This window comes from Actinophytocola sp., from assembly GCF_036002505.1.
Classification (GTDB): Bacteria; Actinomycetota; Actinomycetes; order Mycobacteriales; family Pseudonocardiaceae; genus DASYTH01.
The window spans coordinates 1-17,171 of the sequence record NZ_DASYTH010000488.1; the positions used below are offsets into that span (position 1 = coordinate 1).

Annotated in this window: 17 protein-coding genes and 1 pseudogene; 6 read left to right on the forward strand and 12 right to left on the reverse strand. The window is 70.1% G+C overall.

The genetic code is table 11. The features are described from left to right. On the reverse strand, positions 1-2,362 hold a 2,362-nt coding region (locus VGR06_RS42830), incomplete at its 3' end, for a hypothetical protein (RefSeq protein ID WP_327565005.1). Between the two features lie 210 nt (positions 2,363-2,572). Here VGR06_RS42830 and VGR06_RS42835 point away from each other — a divergent pair. From VGR06_RS42835 to VGR06_RS42845, 3 genes are all read left to right on the forward strand, one after another. Next, entirely contained in the window at positions 2,573-4,015 is a 1,443-nt protein-coding gene (locus VGR06_RS42835) for a sialidase family protein (RefSeq protein WP_327565006.1), read from the forward strand. A 70-nt stretch (positions 4,016-4,085) separates the two neighbouring features. Continuing rightward, entirely contained in the window at positions 4,086-4,655 is a 570-nt protein-coding gene (locus VGR06_RS42840) for a hypothetical protein (RefSeq protein WP_327565007.1), read from the forward strand. Between the two features lie 116 nt (positions 4,656-4,771). Beyond that, a complete protein-coding gene (locus VGR06_RS42845) occupies positions 4,772-5,173 on the forward strand; it encodes a hypothetical protein (protein WP_327565008.1) in 402 nt (133 codons plus the stop codon). 50 nt (positions 5,174-5,223) lie between these two features. Here VGR06_RS42845 and VGR06_RS42850 read toward each other — a convergent pair whose 3' ends face one another. The 6 genes and pseudogenes from VGR06_RS42850 to VGR06_RS44230 all read right to left on the reverse strand — a co-directional run. Next, a complete protein-coding gene (locus VGR06_RS42850; protein WP_327565009.1) occupies positions 5,224-6,822 on the reverse strand; it encodes a hypothetical protein in 1,599 nt (532 codons plus the stop codon). 186 nt (positions 6,823-7,008) lie between these two features. Next, positions 7,009-8,736: a sialidase family protein gene (locus VGR06_RS42855; protein WP_327565010.1), complete on the reverse strand. Its 1,728-nt coding sequence runs from the start codon at positions 8,734-8,736 to the stop codon at positions 7,009-7,011. Between the two features lie 257 nt (positions 8,737-8,993). Continuing rightward, the gene (locus VGR06_RS42860) at positions 8,994-9,140 is read right to left on the reverse strand and encodes a hypothetical protein (protein WP_327565011.1); all 147 of its coding nucleotides are present in this window, start codon (positions 9,138-9,140) and stop codon (positions 8,994-8,996) included. 127 nt (positions 9,141-9,267) lie between these two features. Then, the gene (locus tag VGR06_RS42865) at positions 9,268-9,930 is read right to left on the reverse strand and encodes an ABC transporter ATP-binding protein (protein WP_327565012.1); all 663 of its coding nucleotides are present in this window, start codon (positions 9,928-9,930) and stop codon (positions 9,268-9,270) included. Next, positions 9,927-10,406, reverse strand: a complete 480-nt coding sequence (locus VGR06_RS42870; protein WP_327565013.1) for an iron ABC transporter permease — start codon at positions 10,404-10,406, stop codon at positions 9,927-9,929. Before VGR06_RS42870 ends, VGR06_RS42865 begins: the two co-directional genes overlap by 4 nt. Positions 10,407-10,443: 37 nt before the next feature. After that, positions 10,444-10,680, reverse strand: a pseudogene (locus VGR06_RS44230) (FcoT family thioesterase); the annotation flags it as partial. 433 nt (positions 10,681-11,113) lie between these two features. Here VGR06_RS44230 and VGR06_RS42875 point away from each other — a divergent pair. Beyond that, positions 11,114-11,854, forward strand: coding sequence for a hypothetical protein (locus tag VGR06_RS42875; RefSeq protein WP_327565014.1), 741 nt, complete (start codon positions 11,114-11,116; stop codon positions 11,852-11,854). A 6-nt stretch (positions 11,855-11,860) separates the two neighbouring features. Here VGR06_RS42875 and VGR06_RS42880 read toward each other — a convergent pair whose 3' ends face one another. Next, complete coding sequence (locus tag VGR06_RS42880) at positions 11,861-12,052, reverse strand: sigma factor-like helix-turn-helix DNA-binding protein (RefSeq protein ID WP_327565015.1); 192 nt, start codon at positions 12,050-12,052, stop codon at positions 11,861-11,863. A 41-nt stretch (positions 12,053-12,093) separates the two neighbouring features. On the opposite strand from VGR06_RS42880, the gene VGR06_RS42885 reads away from it, so the two are divergent. Then, positions 12,094-12,246, forward strand: coding sequence for a CHRD domain-containing protein (locus VGR06_RS42885; RefSeq protein WP_327565016.1), 153 nt, complete (start codon positions 12,094-12,096; stop codon positions 12,244-12,246). Positions 12,247-12,447: 201 nt separating this feature from the next. Here the strand turns inward: VGR06_RS42885 and VGR06_RS42890 are convergent, their stop codons facing one another. The 3 genes from VGR06_RS42890 to VGR06_RS42900 all read right to left on the reverse strand — a co-directional run bounded on the left by VGR06_RS42890 (position 12,448) and on the right by VGR06_RS42900 (position 16,034). Continuing rightward, positions 12,448-13,029, reverse strand: coding sequence for a sigma-70 family RNA polymerase sigma factor (locus tag VGR06_RS42890; protein ID WP_327565017.1), 582 nt, complete (start codon positions 13,027-13,029; stop codon positions 12,448-12,450). Between the two features lie 72 nt (positions 13,030-13,101). Then, complete coding sequence (locus tag VGR06_RS42895; protein WP_327565018.1) at positions 13,102-15,345, reverse strand: heavy metal translocating P-type ATPase; 2,244 nt, start codon at positions 15,343-15,345, stop codon at positions 13,102-13,104. An 89-nt stretch (positions 15,346-15,434) separates the two neighbouring features. After that, positions 15,435-16,034, reverse strand: coding sequence for a copper resistance CopC family protein (locus VGR06_RS42900; RefSeq protein ID WP_327565019.1), 600 nt, complete (start codon positions 16,032-16,034; stop codon positions 15,435-15,437). A 148-nt stretch (positions 16,035-16,182) separates the two neighbouring features. Between VGR06_RS42900 and VGR06_RS42905 the strand changes: the two genes are divergently transcribed. Beyond that, positions 16,183-16,755 (forward strand): sigma-70 family RNA polymerase sigma factor, encoded by a 573-nt coding sequence (locus VGR06_RS42905; protein ID WP_327565020.1) that lies wholly within the window; start codon positions 16,183-16,185, stop codon positions 16,753-16,755. 60 nt (positions 16,756-16,815) lie between these two features. Here VGR06_RS42905 and VGR06_RS42910 read toward each other — a convergent pair whose 3' ends face one another. Beyond that, entirely contained in the window at positions 16,816-17,004 is a 189-nt protein-coding gene (locus VGR06_RS42910; RefSeq protein ID WP_327565021.1) for a hypothetical protein, read from the reverse strand. Between the last annotated feature and the right edge of the window lie 167 nt (positions 17,005-17,171).

The following is a 17,171-nucleotide window of genomic DNA, read 5'->3' on the forward strand; positions in this document are numbered from 1 at the left end:
GGTCGCGCAGGACGGCCAGCGCGTTCTCCGCGTCCGGTGCGGGGGTGGTCGGGGGGATCATGGCGGGCGGTGGGGCGACCGGCGGGATGGAGGTGACCGGCGGGATGGTCTGGTGGAAGTCCTTGATGTCGTCTGGTTTGGTGCGGGGGGTGAGGCGGCGGAGCAGGGTGGCGCCGTCATCCAACACGTAGAAGCCGCGGCCGTGCGTGGCGATCACGAGGTCGCCGCCCTTGACGGTGATGTCCTGCACGGAGGTGTCTGGCAGGTTGGTGCGCAGCGACTGCCAGGAGTCGCCGTCGTTGAACGAGACGTACACGCCGTGCTGGGTGGCGGCGTAGAGCAGGCCGGGGCGTAACGGGTCCTCGCGGATGGACCAGAGGAAGTCGCTCGGGGCGAAGCCGGCGTTGATCCGGGTCCAGGTGGTGCCGCCGTTGTGGGTGCGGAACGCCAGCGGGGTGCGGTCGTCGAGGCGGTAGCGGTGCGCGGCGACGTAGGCCGTGCCGGTGTCGAAGTGGCTGGCGTCGACCATGGTGACCGTGCTGAACTTCGCCAGCTCCAGCGGCGTCACCGGCTGCCAGAAGCCGCCGCCGTCCGCGGTGCGGTGGATCCTGCCGTCGTCCGAGCCGGCCCAGATCACCCGTGGGTCCACAGTGGACGGGGCGATGGCGAACACCGTGGCGTAGTACTCGATGCTGGTCTGGTCCTTGGTGATCGGCCCGCCGGAGTCGCCCAGCGTCGCCGGGTCGTGGTAGGTGAGGTCGGGGCTGAGCTGCCGCCAGCTCTGCCCGCGGTCGGTGGACTTCATCACGAACTGCGAGCCGGTGTACACGGCGTCCGGCTCGGCCGGGTTGGTCACCAGCGGATACGTCCATTGTGGACGATGGCGCAGGTCGCTGGCCGGGTGGCCCATGGGGTTGTCCGGCCACGGGGTGACCTGGCGCGCGCCCAGCCCGGTGCGCCCGCTGCGGTCGAGCCGGGTCATGAACCAGTCGTAGTTGCCGGCGTAGAAGACGTTGGAGTCGCGGGGATCCACCGCGATCGGCCCGCTCTCCCCGCCGCCGGCGCTGAACCGGTCGGTGCCGCCGGTGCTGGACACGCACACCGAGTCGCGGTCCTGCTGCTCGCCGCAGATCAGGTACGGGTCGTCGTTCGTGGTGGTGACCCGGTAGATCTGGGCGGTGGAGTAGTCCTGCGCGGTCCACGCCGCGCCGCCGTTGACGCTGACGTTCGCGCCGCCGTCGTTGCCCTCGATCATCCGCTGGCTGTTGTTCGGCGCGATCCACAGATCGTGGTTGTCGCCGTGCGGGGTGTTCACTGTGGACAATGTGGCGCCGCCGTCGTCGGACCGGAGGAACTGCACGTTCTGCACGTACACCCGGTCCGGCAGCACCGGGTCGGCGAACACGTGCGTGTAGTAGAACGCCCGCTGCCGGATCGCGGCGGAGTCGTTGACCAGCCGCCAGGTCGCGCCGGCGTCCTCGGAGCGGAACAGCCCGCCGGCCGGCGCCTCCACGATCGCGTAGACCCGGTTCGGGTTCGCCCCGGACACGCTCACCCCGATCTTGCCGACCGGCGCGGCCGGCAGCCCGGGGTTGGTCGTCAACTCGGTCCAGGTGCTGCCGCCATCCACGGACTTGAACAGGCCGCTGCCCGGGCCGCCGCTCTCCAGCAGCCACGGCTTGCGGAACGCGTGCCACAGCGAGGCGTAGAGCACCCGCGGATTGGCCGGGTCCATCACCAGGTCGACCGCGCCGGTGAGGTCGTCGCGGAACAGCACCCGCTCCCAGCTGTTTCCGCCGTTGCTGGACCGGAACACCCCGCGCTGGTTGTTGGGCCCGAACGCGTGGCCCAGCGCGGCGACGTACACCGCGTCGCAGTTGGCCGGATCGACCCGGATCCTGCCGATCATCTGGGTCTGCTCCAGCCCCAGGTGCCGCCAGGTCCGGCCGCCGTCGACGGTCTTGTACACGCCGTCGCCGGGAATGATGTCGCCGCGCAGGTCGACCTCGCCCATCCCGAGGTACACCACGTCGGGATTGGCCGGGCAGACCGCGATCGCCCCGACCGACGAGCTGGTGATCTGCCCGTCGGTCACCGGCGCCCACTCGGTGCCGCCGTCGGTGCTCTTCCACAGCCCACCGCCGGTCGCGCCGAAGTAGTACTCGTTGGGCCGGGCGACGCTTCCGGCCACGGCGAGCGAGCGGCCGCCCAGCGACGGCCCGACGTTTCGCCACAGCAGGTCCTTGAACAGCGCCGGGTTGACGTCCCTCCGGGCTTCCGGACTTGCCGCTGCGGGCGGGGAAAAGGCTATCAACGCGGCGAATGCGGCAAGTGGAATGAGGAATCGCCGGGACAGGTTCATGATCGCGACCTCCCGATCAGGCGCCGAACAACCCACCCTGGCCCGCCGAAACCCCAAGCCGACACCGCCAAACGTCGGACTGTGGCCGCGTCCCGATACTTTCGGCGTCGCCCACCCGGCGGATTTACCCGGCGCTCCGGGTTGTGGCTGGATGGGAGCGAGCCATGGTCGCAGCCCCGCTGTTCCCTGCCACAGAAGAAGGTGAAAACCATGCAGCTCCGTTTACGTATGCTGCTCAGCACCACGCTCGTGGTTCCTACCGCGGTCGCCGGCGTGCTGGTCATGACGGCCGCCCCGGCGTCGGCCAACGTGCCGGTGACCCAGGTCAGCTCCGACCCGTTCACCGATGCCCAGGCCCAGCACCGGACCGAGGTGGAGCCGGACACGTTCACCTTCGGCAACACCATCGTCTCGGCGTTCCAGGTCGGCCGGGTCTCCGGCGGCGGCGCCTCCAACATCGGGTTCGCCACCTCCACCAACGGCGGCGCTACCTGGACCCAGGGCTTCCTGCCCGGCACCACCGCCAACTCCGGTGGGCCGTGCGGCCAGATCTCCGACGCCGCGGTGGCCTTTGACGCCCGGCACAACGTCTGGCTCATCTCCACGCTGGGCGTCAACTGCCCGGGCACCCCGGTGTTCACCCACCGGTCCACCGACGGCGGGCTGACCTGGAGCAACCCGATCACCACGACCACCGGCTCCAACGACAAGAACTGGATCGTCTGCGACAACACCTCCACCAGCCCGTTCTTCGGCAACTGCTACACCCAGTACGACGTCACCAGCAACGGCAATGCGATGCGCATGCGCACCTCCAGCGACGGCGGGCTGACCTGGGGCCCGGCCCGGGCCACCGGCGACAACGCCTCCGGGCTCGGCGGCCAGCCGGTCGTCCGTCCTAACGGGACGGTCCTGGTGCCGTACGAGACGGGCAGCCAGATCCGCTCGTTCCGCTCAATCGACGGCGGCGCCAGCTGGCGGTCTACCGTGCAGGTGGCCGCCGTGCAGCACCACACCGTGGCCGGCGGGCTGCGTTCCGGCTTCCTGCCCTCGGCGGAGATCGACGCAGCCGGCACTGCCTACGTCGCCTGGTCGGACTGCCGGTTCCGCTCCGGCTGCCCGTCCAACGACATCGTGATCAGCAAGTCCACCAGCGAAACCACGTGGGGCGCCCCGGTCCGGGTGCCGATCGACACCACCACCAGCACCGTCGACCACTTCGTTCCCGGCATCGGCGTGGACCGCACCACCTCCGGCACCACCGCCCGGGTCAGCGTGACCTACTACTTCTACCCCACCGCCAACTGCACCGCCGCCACCTGCCAGCTCTCCGTCGGGCACATCTCCTCGACCAACGGCGGCACCACGTGGAGCGCGGCCACCCAGATCGCCGGGCCCATGCAGCTGTCCTGGATCCCCAACACCTCGCAGGGCCGCATGTTCGGCGACTACATCTCCACCTCGGTCCGCCCCGGCGGCAACGCCTTCCCGGTCATCCCGATCGCGTCGGCGCCCAGCGGCACGACGTTCAACATGGGCCACTTCGTGCCCACCGGTGGCATGCCGGTCACCGGTGGCGCACTCCGCTCGACCGGCACGCCGGTCGAGACACAGGCAGGCAGCGAGGCGCTCGGCCCCGCGACGGCGTTCTGAATCGCCGCAACCTCATCGGCGGTCAACCCCGTCCTAGGGTTGACCGCCGATGAGAGGTGGGACGGAGACGATGAAGCGCTGGACCGCGCTGCTCGTGCTGGGTGTGCTGACCGCGATGTCCGGGTGCGGCGCCGAGACCGGCTCCGGCGGGTCCGCTCCGGCCTCCGGCGGCGGATCCGGGTCGGCGACCTCGGTCGATCCCACGGCGAGCACGCCCACGCCGACACCCGAGCCGTCGGGCGTCCCCGCGCCGATCGTGGAGGGCGAGGTGACCGTGGTGCTGGACACGGACGGGTACGCGATGGGCCAGAAGATCCGCGTCACCGTGCACAACGGGAACGACCGGCCCGCCTACACCGAGGACTTCAAGACCGCGTGCTCCATTGTCATCCTGCAGCGCAAGGACAACGGCGGGTGGGCCGACATCACCGGGTGCGCGCTGGGCCGGCCGACCATGACCGTCACGATCCAGCCGGGGAGCGCCGACCCGATCGAGCTCGACCCGGCCAGCTTCCACCTCAAGAGCGGGCCGGCGGTCACCGCGGGCACCTACCGGGTGAAGTTCACCTACCGCACGGAGCCGGAGATCACCGGCGCGGATCCGTTCACCGCCTACTCCCCCGAGTTCCCCGTTCGCTGACCTGAACGGGTGGCATCGCCTCGGTGGCGACACGTTTGGTCATTCATCAACGATGCATATTAGTAACGTGGTTCGTCCGTCCGGACCGGTTGGTGCGTACAGGATGGGAGCGAGGGGTGCGTTTCGTCGTCGTCCGCACGGTCAAGGTGGGGCTGCGTTCCTACCGTCAGGCAAGACTGGTGATAACTGATGTTCCCGAGCAGACCGACGTGGGCACGGTCATGCTGGCCCTGGAACGTGCCGGCAAGGCAACGGATTTCGCCGACGGCGGCATGGCCTGGGGCAACCATGAGGTCCGGCCGGACCGGCAACTGCCCGAAGGTACGACCGGCGTCGAGGACGCTCCGGTGATCCGCTGGGAGGACATGCCCGCGGGCAAGGCCACCCTGCGGCGGATCACCCTGCGCTTCGATCCGGGCGACTACGACATGGTGTACCGCGCGGCGCGCCGGATGAACACCAGCCTCCAGGCCTGGTGCGTGGATGCGTTGCGGAAGGCCGCGATCAACCAGGACTGAGCAGATCGTCCGGGTGTCCACACGGGACACCCGGACGATGCCGGAACTGATCAGCAGCCGGGGCCGAAGCTGACCCGGGCGAGCCGGGTCTTCCAGCCCGCCGCGTCGAAGTACTGCTGCGCGACCAGGGCGGTGCTGCCGGCCGGGCAGGTGGCACTCGCCGCCACGGGGTCGATGTGCGCGCTGGAGTAGTCACCGAACCGGGTGTTGTTGGTGGTGACCGTGCCGATGGCGAGCGTCAGGTCGGTGGCGATCAGGGCGGGTATTCCGCCGCCGGGAGCGACACCGTTGACCGTGGTCGAAGTGTTGCGGCACGGGCTCGCGCCCGGGTCGGTGTACGCCCACTGGACGAAGATGTTGAGCGAGTTCGGCGCCACCTCGAACGCCGCGAGCGACGGGTTGAAGTCGTCACTCGTGCCGCTGTGGAACACGTTGGCGACCTGCACCGTGTTGTTCGCGGTGTTGATCGCGCCGTACTGCACGCCGGGGAAGCCGGCGATGTTGTTGCCGTGGGTGAGCCAGACGAACGTCGAGCCTGCCGCCTGAACCGGGGCCCACACGATGCGCCCGTCGAGCGGGTCGAGCGTGGTGGCGCCGGCGACCGGGCACTGGTTGACCCGACGCGGCGGAGCGGCGTAGGCGGAGGCGATGGTGGCCTGCAGCACCAGCGTCGTGCCCGGTCCCGCACTGTTGGTCATCCGGTAGAGGTTGTAGCCGGTGCCCGGCACTCCGGCCACCCAGAACGTGTTGGCGGTCGCACCGAGCGGAATGCCGGTGACCGTGGTCGGCTCGGTGGAGAACGCCACGCCGAACGCCGGGAAGTTGACCGCGGCACCGGCGTAGACCAATGCCTTGGACACCGACCACGCCGCGGTGTTGATGTAGCCGGGGTTGAAGTTGTTGGTGGAGACCAGGATGGCCTGGCGGTCCTGACCCAGCATCGGGTAGTCGAGCAGGGCGCCGAGGGGGTAGAGCCCGCCGTTGAAGGACAGGCCGTAGACGAAGTACCCGCCACAGGCGTTGCCGGTGGTGCTGGCGGCCAGGAACAGCCGCGGCGCCTGGCCGGCCACACCGGGGGTGCTGACGACGATGATGAACCGGTTGTTCAGGTTGTCGTACAGGGTGCGCGGGTCGAACACGTTCAGCGCGCCCAGGCCCAGGAACCCGGCCAGGGTGTTCGTGCACAGCTGCCCGCCGACCTTGTTGAACACCGTGACCCGGCGGTTGACCGTCTCGAGGATCTGCGTCGGGCCGACGCTTGCGTTGATGTCCGAGGGCTGCGCGCCGCCGCCGGCGGCCTGGTTGATGCCGTCGAAGTTGGCGTTGACCGTGGTCGGTGCGGGGATGTTCGGGCGTGGCGTGGTCGCGCTGTTCGCGCCGCCCGCGCCCGTGGTCCCGGCGCTACCTGCCGGCTTGCTGCCCTTCGAGGTGCCGGTGGGCAGGCTGGAGCCGGTCGGCTTGCCGTCGATGCCCAGCGGAGCCGGGGCCTCCTGCCCGGCGATCTCCGGGGCCTGTGGGTTGGTCCGCTGGTCGATGAACCGCGGGGTGGCCGAGCCGTGCCCGTTCGCCGTGATCGCGACGTCGGTGGACACGGGTGCGGCCGCCGAGGCGGTCTGGGCGCCAGCGAGAATTCCACCCGCCAGCGTCATGATCGCAATTCCTGCCATTAATCGCCGTGCTCGCAACAGTATCTTCTCCTATTGATTGGCCTAAATGCCAAAGGAGTTCGTCACGATACCAGGCCTTCATAATTGCGAACAGCGACCATTTGGGTGCGATACTTGGCAGCAAGGCATTCGGACAGTCGAATGCCTTGCTGCCATGCTGCTATGAATTCAGCGGCGGGTGGGGATCTGCTCGACGTCGATCATGACGTCGGACTGCTGGTTCGGCGGGTTGTTGTCGGTGACGTTGGGCTCGGCGAAGCGGGCATCGGTCCACAGTGGAATAGCGACGCCTCGAACCGTGGCCAGGCCGTTGTAGTCGCCGAAGAAGAAGCCGAGCCGGAACGCCAGGTCGGGGTTCCAGGAGCGGTCGGAGACCCGGCGGGTGCTGAACGTGCGGCCGTCGTTCGTGGACACCGAAAGCGACGTGTCCATCAGCTTCGGCCCGCTGTAGCGGCGGTCGAAGTAGGCCACCGCGACCACCCCGTCCGGGGTGACCGACAGCCACGGGTAGATCTGGTCGTCGATCGAGTCGGCGGTGAGGTTGACCGGCTGGCTCCAGGTCCGCCCGCCGTCGCCGGAGGACGTCACGAACACGTCGTTGTTGGTGTCGGCGGCGGTGCCGTTGCGGTTGTCGGCGAAGGAGACGTAGAGCCGCCCGGTGCGCTGGTCGATGTCGAGGTTGCCGGCCGCGTTGATCCGCCCGCACATCAGGTCGAGCGTCTGGCTGCCCTGGCAGATCGGGTACTTGGTGGCACCGTCGAACACGTCGCTGACGAAGGTCGGCGCGCTGAACGTGGCGCCGCCGTCGGTGGAGGCGACCACGGCGTAGCGGTTCTTGAGCTGGCCGTCGGTGTTGGCATTCTCGAACGCCACGTACACCGTGCCGGTGCGGTGGTCGACCACCGGAACGGAGAACTGGTCCTCGTCGCACGCCGTGCCGTCCTGGTCGCCGTTCTGGACGGTGCAGAACGGCGCGCTGCCGGAGATCTCGTGCATCGGCGACCAGTGCCGGCCCTGGTCGTCGGAGTAGCTGATCACGATCGGGGACTCGACGACGGAGCCGTCCGGGGCGGAGACGAACTTCGTCCAGGTGACGTAGAGCCGGTCGGGGCTGACGTGGCCCTGGTCGGTGCCCGGCACCAGCGGCACACCGGCCGGACGCGGCCCGGTGACCGCCCACTCCTTGTCGTGGAAGATCTCCGCGTCGTCCGGGCCGCCGTTGTGCGCGGCGATCCCGTCCCCGGGCGTCATCAGCGAGCCGCCCGGCGCCGGGCCGTCCAGCGGCACCGACCAGGTCAGCCCGCCGTCGGTGGACCGGCTCACCGCGATGTAGGAGTCGAAGGTGGCCCGGGCGAAGGAGATGAACACCGCGTAGGCCACGCCGTCGCGGTCGAAGGTGACCACCGGGTCGCCGCTGCCGAGCATGGCCCGGTCCGGGGTGATGACGTTGCGGGCCTGCCGGGAGAACGGGAACGTCTTCCCGCCGTCGAACGACACGTAGAGGCCCATGGTCGAGTCCACGCCGCGCTCGTAGTCGTTGGCGCTGGCGATCACGTTCTTCGGGTTGGTCGGGTTGATCGCGATCGAGGTCTCGTTCTGCGGCATGCCCGCGCCGTTGCCGAACCGGTCGAACGGGTTGGCCTTGTTGTCCCCGTTGGCCTGCACGTCGTCGGAGGGACCCGCGGCGGCGGTCCCGGCCAGCTGCTGGGTGGCCGTCACTCCCCCGGTCGCGTTCATGAACTTGGCGTCCGCCGCGCCGGACAGGTGCGGCCGGCCGGGTTTCGCGTCGATCCCGAACCGCCCCCGCGGGCCCGCCTGCGACGGCGCGCCGGTAAAGGTGAGTATTGCCCCAGTGACCACGATAACGGTCGCCACCGCTCCAAATCGGTTTCTCATACAACGTTCCTTCGCGATCGGCTGTGAACGCTTCTGACGCGCGGACCCTACGCCGGCCACCGACCGATCTGTAGATCCAAATGGACGCGGCTGGTGGAGCGTGATCCCGGGGTGCCGGCGCGATGTGTCTCGCGTCTGGGTGGTCATGTGACAGGGAAGCAACGTCACGTTGATGCCGTAGCGGGCAAGCAACGTCACGTTGCTTCCCACCTGAACCCAGATCAAGATCAACTCAGCGTGCCATTGATCCGCGAACCCTAATGGCCGTGCGGATTGCCGGCGGGTGCGGTCGGGGTGGGGACTGAGGTGCCGGGTCCGATCACGGCGCCGAGCGTCCAGGCCGCGGCGAAGACGACGGCCAGGGCAAGGGCGTAGGCGAGGAGCTTGGCGCGGGCGGTCCTCATCGGCGTGCGGATCTCTTTTCAGGCCAGGGGTTCAGCGTGGTAGGTGATGCGGATGACGCCGTCGGGGTGGCGGTCGGTGGTGGCGTGGACGCCGAAGACGTCGCGCAGCAGGGCGGGGGTAAGGACGTCAAGGACGGGGGCCGGCGGCGGTGATGCGGCCGTGGTGCAGGACGACGAGGTGGTCGCAGCAGCGGACGGCGAGATCGAGGTCGTGCAGGACGGCGAGGGTGGTGATGCCGGTGGCGCGGATGAGGTCGAGCAGTTCGAAGCGGGCACGGATGTCGAGGTGGTTGGTGGGTTCGTCGAGGACGAGCAGGCGGGATTGTTGGGCCAGGGCGCGGGCGAGGAGGACGCATTGACGTTCGCCGCCGGACAACGAGGTGTAGGGGCGGTCGGCGTGGGGGTGCATTCCGGTTTGTTTCAGAGCGTCCTGGATAGCGTCGCGGTCCTGTGCGGACTCCCGGTCGAGCAGGCCGTGGTGCGGGGTGCGGCCGAGGGCGACGACTTCGGCGACGGTGAGCCCGGACGGGGTGGGGCCGGATTGCAGCACCGCGGCGGTGCGTTGGGCGGCGGTGCGGGCGGACAGGGTCCAGACGTCGTCGCCGCCCACCAGAATGGCGCCGGCGTCGGGGCGCAGGGAGCGGTAGACGGTGCGCAGCAGGGTGGTTTTGCCGCTGCCGTTGGGACCCACGAGCCCGACGAGGTCGCCGGGCGCCACTTCCAGGCAGGCGTCACGCAGTATGCACGTGGTTCCGAGGGTGACACTGACGGTGGTGATGTCGAGTCTCATGGTTCGACCGCCAGGGTGTGATTGTGCCGCAACAGCCACAGGAAGAACGGGGCGCCGAAGGCGGCAGTGAAGATCCCGACCGGCAGCTCGTTGGGACTGTCGACGGTGCGGGAGAGCAGGTCGACCAAGACCAGATAGGCACCGCCGACCAGGGCCGACAGCGGCAACACGCGGCGGTGGTCGACGCCGGCGGCGAGGCGGACCAGGTGCGGGATCATCAGGCCGACGAAGCCGATGCCGCCGGCGACCCCGATGAGCGTGCCGGTGAGCAGCGAGGCCAGGGCAAGGAGCCCGATCCGCAGCCGGCGGACGTTGACACCGAGGGCGGTGGCGGTTTCCTCGCCGGTGACCAGGGCGTTGAGCCGCCGCCCGTACAGCAGCAGCACCCCGGTCGTGGCGAGCACGACGCCGAGCTGGTCCCACTGCGCCCCGGCGACACTGCCGAGCAGCCAGAACATCACCCGGCTCGAACTCACCGAAGAATCGCCGCGAACCGATCGGGCGGTGGAATCTGCTGGTCAACCGGGAGATGAGGACGTCGGGTAGCCGCCGGCGCCAGTAGTCGTCCATGGTCCAGCCGGCGAAAACCGGGTGCAGCCGGTCCCGAACCGATTCCGCGACGGCGAAGTAGAGCATCTGGTTGTAGCAGATGTTCACCTCGACCGCTGTGCACCACATATCGCTGCCGAATTCCGGTACGAGTGCGAATCCACTCGTCGGACGTATCAAATCGTTCGGTGAGATCGGCATTCGTCACCACCGAAGCCGGCACATATCCACCCACACCACATAAGATCGTCGCGGACGCAACAGAATATCCCCTGGCATATGATCGAGTCTCTCCCCTGACCTCGCAACGGCTTCGATATTGCCCGGGCCGGGGAGCGCGGTCAAGGAAATAGCCGATGTCGTCGAGTTGACCTGAGACCATCCGACAGCGTCCGAAAACGTCAAACGGGCAGCCACCAGCCCGGGGTTGCGCCAGGCCTTCATGGCGAATCCCGCGTCGCGACCGCAACGGCGCCCGTAGGGCCCGGGACGGGCATCTGGCCACCGGCGCCTCGGTGGCCCCGCTCCCTCTGCGGTCCATGACGAGTTTGTCGACCGGGACAAGCCAAGAGTTCCCGCGGACTTGGAGGATGGCGCCGGGAACTCCCGAGCACGTCAGCGCGACAATCTCTACGTGGAATGTCAGACATGCCGCGAGGCGCTCTCCGCCCGGATGGACGGGGAGCACGAGCCGGTGCCGGCCGGCGACACCAACCGGCACCTGGCCGGCTGCGCCGCGTGCCGATCCTGGCAGGCCCGCGCCATCGAGGTGACCCGACTGGTGCGGGTCCGCGAGGTGACGCCGACCCCGGACCTGGCCGAGCACATCCTCGACCGCGCTCCCGTCCTGGTCAGCAGCCGGGGCTGGTGGGCCCGCGCGGCCCTGGGCGTGGTGGCGCTGGCCCAGCTCAGCATCGGCCTGTCCCAGGTCCTCGGCGTCGACAATCCGGGCCAGCACACCGGTCATCCCGGCACCCTGCAGGCCGGTCACCTGTTCAACGAGAGCACCGCCTGGAACCTGGCCCTGGGCATCGGCCTGTTCTGGGTCGTCTTCCGCGCCTCGACCGCCACCGGCCTCATCCCCGTGCTCGGCGGCTTCGTCCTGGTGCTGGTCGGCTTCTCCACCCACGACCTGATCACCGGCAGCGCCCCGGCATCCCGCATCGCCGAGCACGCCGTGCTCATCGCCGGCCTGATCCTGCTGGTCATCGTGCGCCACCAACATCGCGACCCCGCACCCGGCCGGGCCGACGCCATCCCCGATTCGGACCCGACCGAGATACCGGCACCACCGGATACCGCCACCCGCCGGAACGCCGGACCGGACCAGCAGAACCCGCCGCTGCGGCCGGTCGGGCGGCACCGCGTGGCCTGACGCCGGTCAGCCGGTCGAGCGGCCCTCGTGTCCCTCGGCCTCGGCGTCCCGCACCAGCGTCACCAGGTCCTCCCGCGCCCGCGCGACCCCGCGACAGACCTGCGCCGCCTCCTCGTAGGTCAACCCGAACACCTGGGTCGACACGAACGCCGTGCGCCGCTCATCGGCCAGTTCGTCGAGCAGACTGGTCAGCGCCACGAGGCCAACGTGGAGAAGACGTATTCGACCTCGAGAACCCGGTGAACGGCTTCGTCAGCGGCACCGTGCTGATCGACCCCGCCGACGCCAGCGCCATCATCGCCAACCCGCAGAACTATTACGTCGAAGTCCACACAACCGCATTCCCCAACGGAGCCGTCCGCGGCCAACTCTCAGCTGTGGGGAATCGTTGATGTCCACCAGCGAGACATTCCTGGTCTGACCAGGTTGGTGAGGTCTACGACGAAATGGCCGAACCGGTCGAGATAATGGGGCGGCAACATCCACGTCGGCTACTGGGAGTCCGACGACGACCCCACACCCTGCTCGAGGCCATCAACCGATGCACCGGGGTGAGCACGACCGCCTGACCGCGACCCCGCACCCGGCCGCGGTCAGGCGGTCGAGCGACCTTGGCGCCTCCCGGATTCGGCCGCACGCAGCAGGGTGGCCAGGTCCTCCCGGGCACGCGCGACCCGGGAGCGGATGGTCCCGACCGGGCACCGGCACACCTGCGCGGCCTCGCCGTAGGTCAACCCGAACACCTGGGTCAGCACGAACGCCGTGCGCCGCTCCTCGGCCAGCCCGTCCAGCAGGCCGGCCAGCGCCACACCGTCGTCGAATCCCGGGCCAGGCCGATGGGCACGGTCGGCCGCGTCCTGCCAGTCCTCGACGTCCGCCCGCCGGGGGCGGACCCGCGCGGCCCGGTAGTCGTCGACGGCCACCCGCCGCGCGATGGACAGCAGCCAGGTGCGCGCCGAGGACTTGCCGGAGAACCGCGGCAGGCTGCCCAGTGCCCGCAGGTAGGTCTCCTGGGTCAGGTCGTCGGCCGCCTGGACCCCGGCGAGATAGGCCACGAACCGCCACACGTCCCGCTGCGTGGCCCGGACGAACCGGTCCCGCGCCACCGGATCCCCGCCGCGGGCGGCCAGCGCCAACCGCGTGGTCTCGGCGTCGTCTGAGGCCCCGGCACGCATGACTCCGGACGATAGCCGACCGAACAAGATCGTCGTGAGCACCCGGCCGGGCCTCCAGCCGGCCTCGAGCACTCACCGAAAACGGCGCAGCCGCAGGCTGTTGGACACCACGAACACGCTGGAGACGGCCATCGCCGCGCCGGCGATCATCGGGTTGAGCAGCCCGGCGGCGGCCAGCGGCAGCATGCCGACGTTGTAGACGAACGCCCAGAACAGGTTGCCCTTGATGATGCCCACGGTCCGCCGGGACAGCCGGATCGCCTGCGCCGCCGCCCGCAGGTCGCCCCGCACCAGGGTGAGGTCGCCGGCGTGAATGGCGATGTCGCTGCCGGTGCCCATGGCCACCCCCAGGTCCGCCGTGGCGAGCGCGGCGGCGTCGTTGACCCCGTCGCCGACCATCGCGACCACCCGGCCCCGCGCCTGCAGTCCGGCCACCGCGTCCACCTTGTCCTTCGGCAACACCTCGGCGATCACGGTGTCGATACCGACCTCGGCCGCCACCGACCGGGCCACCGCCTCGTTGTCTCCGGTGAGTAGCACCGGATCCAGGCCCAGGGCACGGAGTTCGCGCACGGCCTGGGCGGAGGTGGGCTTCACCGAGTCCACCACGACGAGTACGGCCCGGGGCTGCCCGTCCCAGGCCACCACCACCGCGGTGTGCCCGGCGTTCTCCGCCGCGTCCTTGGCCCGGCGCAGCACAGGGGGCAGGGTGACCCGCCGGTTTCGCTTGCGCGCCACCAGTTCGGCGCGGCCCACGGCCACCGCGTGCCCCTCGACCCGGCCCAGCACGCCGAGCCCGTCGACCACCCGGACGTCCTCGGCCCTGGGCACGGCGCCGAGCCGCTGCCGGGCCGCGGCCACGATCGCCACCGCGATCGGGTGCGCGGTGGCGTCCTCCACGGCCGCGGCCAGCCGCAGCGCCAGGCCGGCGTCGGTCCCGTCGGCCACCGCGACGTCGCGCAGCCGCATCTGCCCGGTGGTCACCGTGCCGGTCTTGTCCAGCACGACGGTGTCGATGCGCCGGGTGGACTCCAGCACCTCCACGCCCTTGATCACGATCCCGAGCTGTGCGCCGCGGCCGGTGCCCACCAGCAACGCGGTCGGCGTGGCCAGGCCCAGCGCACACGGGCAGGCGCAGATCAGCACCGCCACCGCGGCCACCAGTGCACTGTCCACATTGGACTCGACACCCAGCCAGAAACCCAGCGTGCCCACCGCGAGCGCGATGACCACCGGCACGAACACGGCCGAGATCCGGTCGGCCAGCCGCTGCATCGCCGCCTTCCCCGCCTGTGCCTGCTCCACCAGCCGGGTCAGCTGCGCCAGCTGCGTGTCGGCGACGACCCGGGTGGCCCGCACCAGCAACCGGCCGCCGGCGTTCACCGTCGCGCCGGCCACCGGATCGCCCGGGGTGACCTCGACCGGCACCGGCTCACCGGTGAGCATCGAGGCGTCCACCGCCGAGGAACCCTCCTCGACCACCCCGTCGGTGGCGATCTTCTCGCCGGGCCGCACCACGAACACCTCGCCGACGGCGAGCCGCTCCACCGGGATCCGCCGCTCGACCCCGTGCCGCAGCACCGCGACGTCCTTGACGCCGAGCTCGAGCAGCGCCCGCAGCGCCGCGCCGGCCGAACGCCTGGCCCGCGCCTCGACGTACCGGCCGGCCAGCACCGCCGTGGTGACCCCGGCGGCCACCTCGAGGTAGATGCTGCCGGCTCCGTCACCGTGGCCGGTCAGCGAGAACGTGTGCGTCAGGCCCGGGAAACCCGCGCGCCCGAAGAACAGCGCGTTCAGCGACCACCCGAACGAGGCCAGCATGCCCAGCGACACCAGCGTGTCCATGCTCGCCGTGGCGTGCCGCAGGTTCCGCAGCGCGGCGCGGTGGAACGGCAACCCCGCCCACACCACGACCGGCGCCGCCAGCGTCAGCGACAGCCACTGCCAGTTCCGGAACTGCAGCGCCGGCACCATCGCCAGCACGATCACCGGCACCGACAGCACCAGGCTGACCAGCAACCGCGACCGCAGGGCCGCGGTCACCGCCTCGTGCGGATCCGGCTCCGGCTCTACCGGGGTGGTGGGCTCCGCGGCGGGCAGCTCGGCGCTGAACCCCAGCTCCCGCACGGCGGTGATCAGCTCATCCGGACCCAACTGGCCGGACAGTGCCACCGAGGCCCGCTCGGTGGCCAGGTTGACCGTCGCCTGCACCCCGTCGATCCGGTTCAGCCGCCGCTCCACCTTCGCCGAGCACGACCCGCAGGTCATCCCGCCGATGGCCAGCTCGACCACGGCGGCGCCCGCCCGCTCCGGCATGCCAACCCTCCATTGTGAACTCGGCGCTGTCGGCCCTACACCACAGTGGTCGGGCCGGACCGCCGCACGGTTCCCGGCATGATCACTACTTAGGGGATGGCCTGCCCCGCGCGGCGGCGGCGGAGCAGCAGGACCAGCACCACGATCAGGATCAGTACGAGCGCGCCGACCACCCAGGGCCACCAGACCGTGCCGGAACTGGTGCCCGCGGCCGCCGTGGTGCCGGCCTGGGTCGTGGTCGTCGGTGCCGTGGTGGTCGTCGTCGTGGTCGTGGTGGGCGGCGCAGTGGTCGTGGTGACCGGTGGGGCCACGGCCGCGGCGGTCAGCGTGAACTTCAGGTTGCTGTTGGTCACGTCGCCGTCGTCGGCGACCACCCGGTAGGCCACGGTGTAGGCACCGGCCGCGGTGGGCTTGAGCGGAACGGTCGCGGTCGGGCCGTTCAGCTGCGCCGGGCCGGCGGCGGCGTTCGCCCCGTCCGGGCCGGTGACCGTGATCGTCGTCTTCCCCTGGATGAGCGCCTCGGCGAAGGTCAGCACCACCGCGGCCGGCGCGGTGTCGAGCGTGGCGCCGCCGGCCGGGTTGCTGGACTTGAGCTCGTTGTGCGCCGCGGCGGGCAGAGCGCCGGCCAGCAGCACGCCGAGCACGACGGCGAGCAGGATGCCACCGGCACGGATCACACGGACGGCCATCAGCATGCCTTCCACTTCGGGCGAGGAGGGGCCACACGGTACCGGGCAGAACCGCACACTGAGGCAGTCGCACTTTAGGAGGATTCTGGTTCCTAGGAGTAACACGGGTTTCCTGAACCACACCGGGGTCCGTTACGTTGTCGTCACTATGAGCAGCCTCGCACCGACCGACGCCGACATCACCCAGTGGGCACTGGCGGCCGGCCGCGGCGACCGCCCCGCCCTCGAACGGTTCGTCCAGGCCACCCAGCGCGACGTGTGGCGGTTCGTGGCGCACCTGGCGCACACCCGGCTCGCCGACGACCTCACCCAGGAGACCTACCTGCGGGCCCTCGGCAGCCTGCCCCGGTTCCAGGGCCGCTCCACCGCCCGCACGTGGCTGCTCGCCATCGCCCGCCGCGTCGTCGTCGACCACATCCGCACCACCCGGACCCGCCCCCGGCACGCCGACACCGCCGACTGGCAGACCGCCGCCGAGCACACCCAGCCCGCCAACACCCCCGGCATCGACGACGCCGTCGCCCTCGACCAGCTCATCAACACCCTCGACCCCGACCGCCGCGAGGCCTTCCTGCTCACCCAGACCTTCGGCCTCCCCTACGCCGACGCCGCCGCCATCTGCCGCTGCCCGGTCGGCACCATCCGCTCCCGGGTGGCCCGCGCCCGCGACGACCTCATCGCCGCCCTGCACGGCACCGACCACCCCCGCAAGGCGATCTAGTGTCCTGCGCCTGACGTTTGTCGCCTAAGTGGTCGGTTTCGGAAGTTCTTCGTGGGTTGATCATGCGGCGGATGGAAGGTCGGCGCTGCCCTGCTGTTGTTCGTGCTGGCTGATCCGGATGAGGAGGTCGTGTAGGTCGGTGCGGGTGAACTTCCACCGGAACGGTTTTGCGGTGGCGTTGTAGCGTTGCTCGAACGCGGCGAGCTGCTGCTCGACTTCGTCCAGGTTGGTGAAGTCGTTGGGAGACACCACTTTTCGTTGCACAACCGAGAAGTAGATCTCGTCGGGTAGCGAGGACGCGTTGCCGCGCCCCCGCCCCCTCAGAACCGGCCATGCCCGTTTCCGAGCAACCGGCTCAAGCAAGCCTCGAAGGCTCACAGGCAGTCAGAAGTGCTGTGCCCGTTGCTGTTGCCGGT

Bases quoted from the DNA above. Each gene is read 5' to 3' on its own strand.
- VGR06_RS42835 (WP_327565006.1), top strand. From the start codon at position 2,573: ATGCAGCTCCGTTTACGTATGCTGCTCAGCACCACGCTCGTGGTTCCT.
- VGR06_RS42840 (WP_327565007.1), top strand. From the start codon at position 4,086: ATGAAGCGCTGGACCGCGCTGCTCGTGCTGGGTGTGCTGACCGCGATG.
- VGR06_RS42850 (WP_327565009.1), bottom strand. From the start codon at position 6,822: ATGACGCTGGCGGGTGGAATTCTCGCTGGCGCCCAGACCGCCTCGGCG.
- VGR06_RS42855 (WP_327565010.1), bottom strand. From the start codon at position 8,736: ATGAGAAACCGATTTGGAGCGGTGGCGACCGTTATCGTGGTCACTGGG.
- VGR06_RS42860 (WP_327565011.1), bottom strand. From the start codon at position 9,140: ATGAGGACCGCCCGCGCCAAGCTCCTCGCCTACGCCCTTGCCCTGGCC.
- VGR06_RS42865 (WP_327565012.1), bottom strand. From the start codon at position 9,930: ATGAGACTCGACATCACCACCGTCAGTGTCACCCTCGGAACCACGTGC.
- VGR06_RS42890 (WP_327565017.1), bottom strand. From the start codon at position 13,029: ATGCGTGCCGGGGCCTCAGACGACGCCGAGACCACGCGGTTGGCGCTG.
- VGR06_RS42895 (WP_327565018.1), bottom strand. From the start codon at position 15,345: ATGCCGGAGCGGGCGGGCGCCGCCGTGGTCGAGCTGGCCATCGGCGGG.
- VGR06_RS42900 (WP_327565019.1), bottom strand. From the start codon at position 16,034: ATGGCCGTCCGTGTGATCCGTGCCGGTGGCATCCTGCTCGCCGTCGTG.
- VGR06_RS42905 (WP_327565020.1), top strand. From the start codon at position 16,183: ATGAGCAGCCTCGCACCGACCGACGCCGACATCACCCAGTGGGCACTG.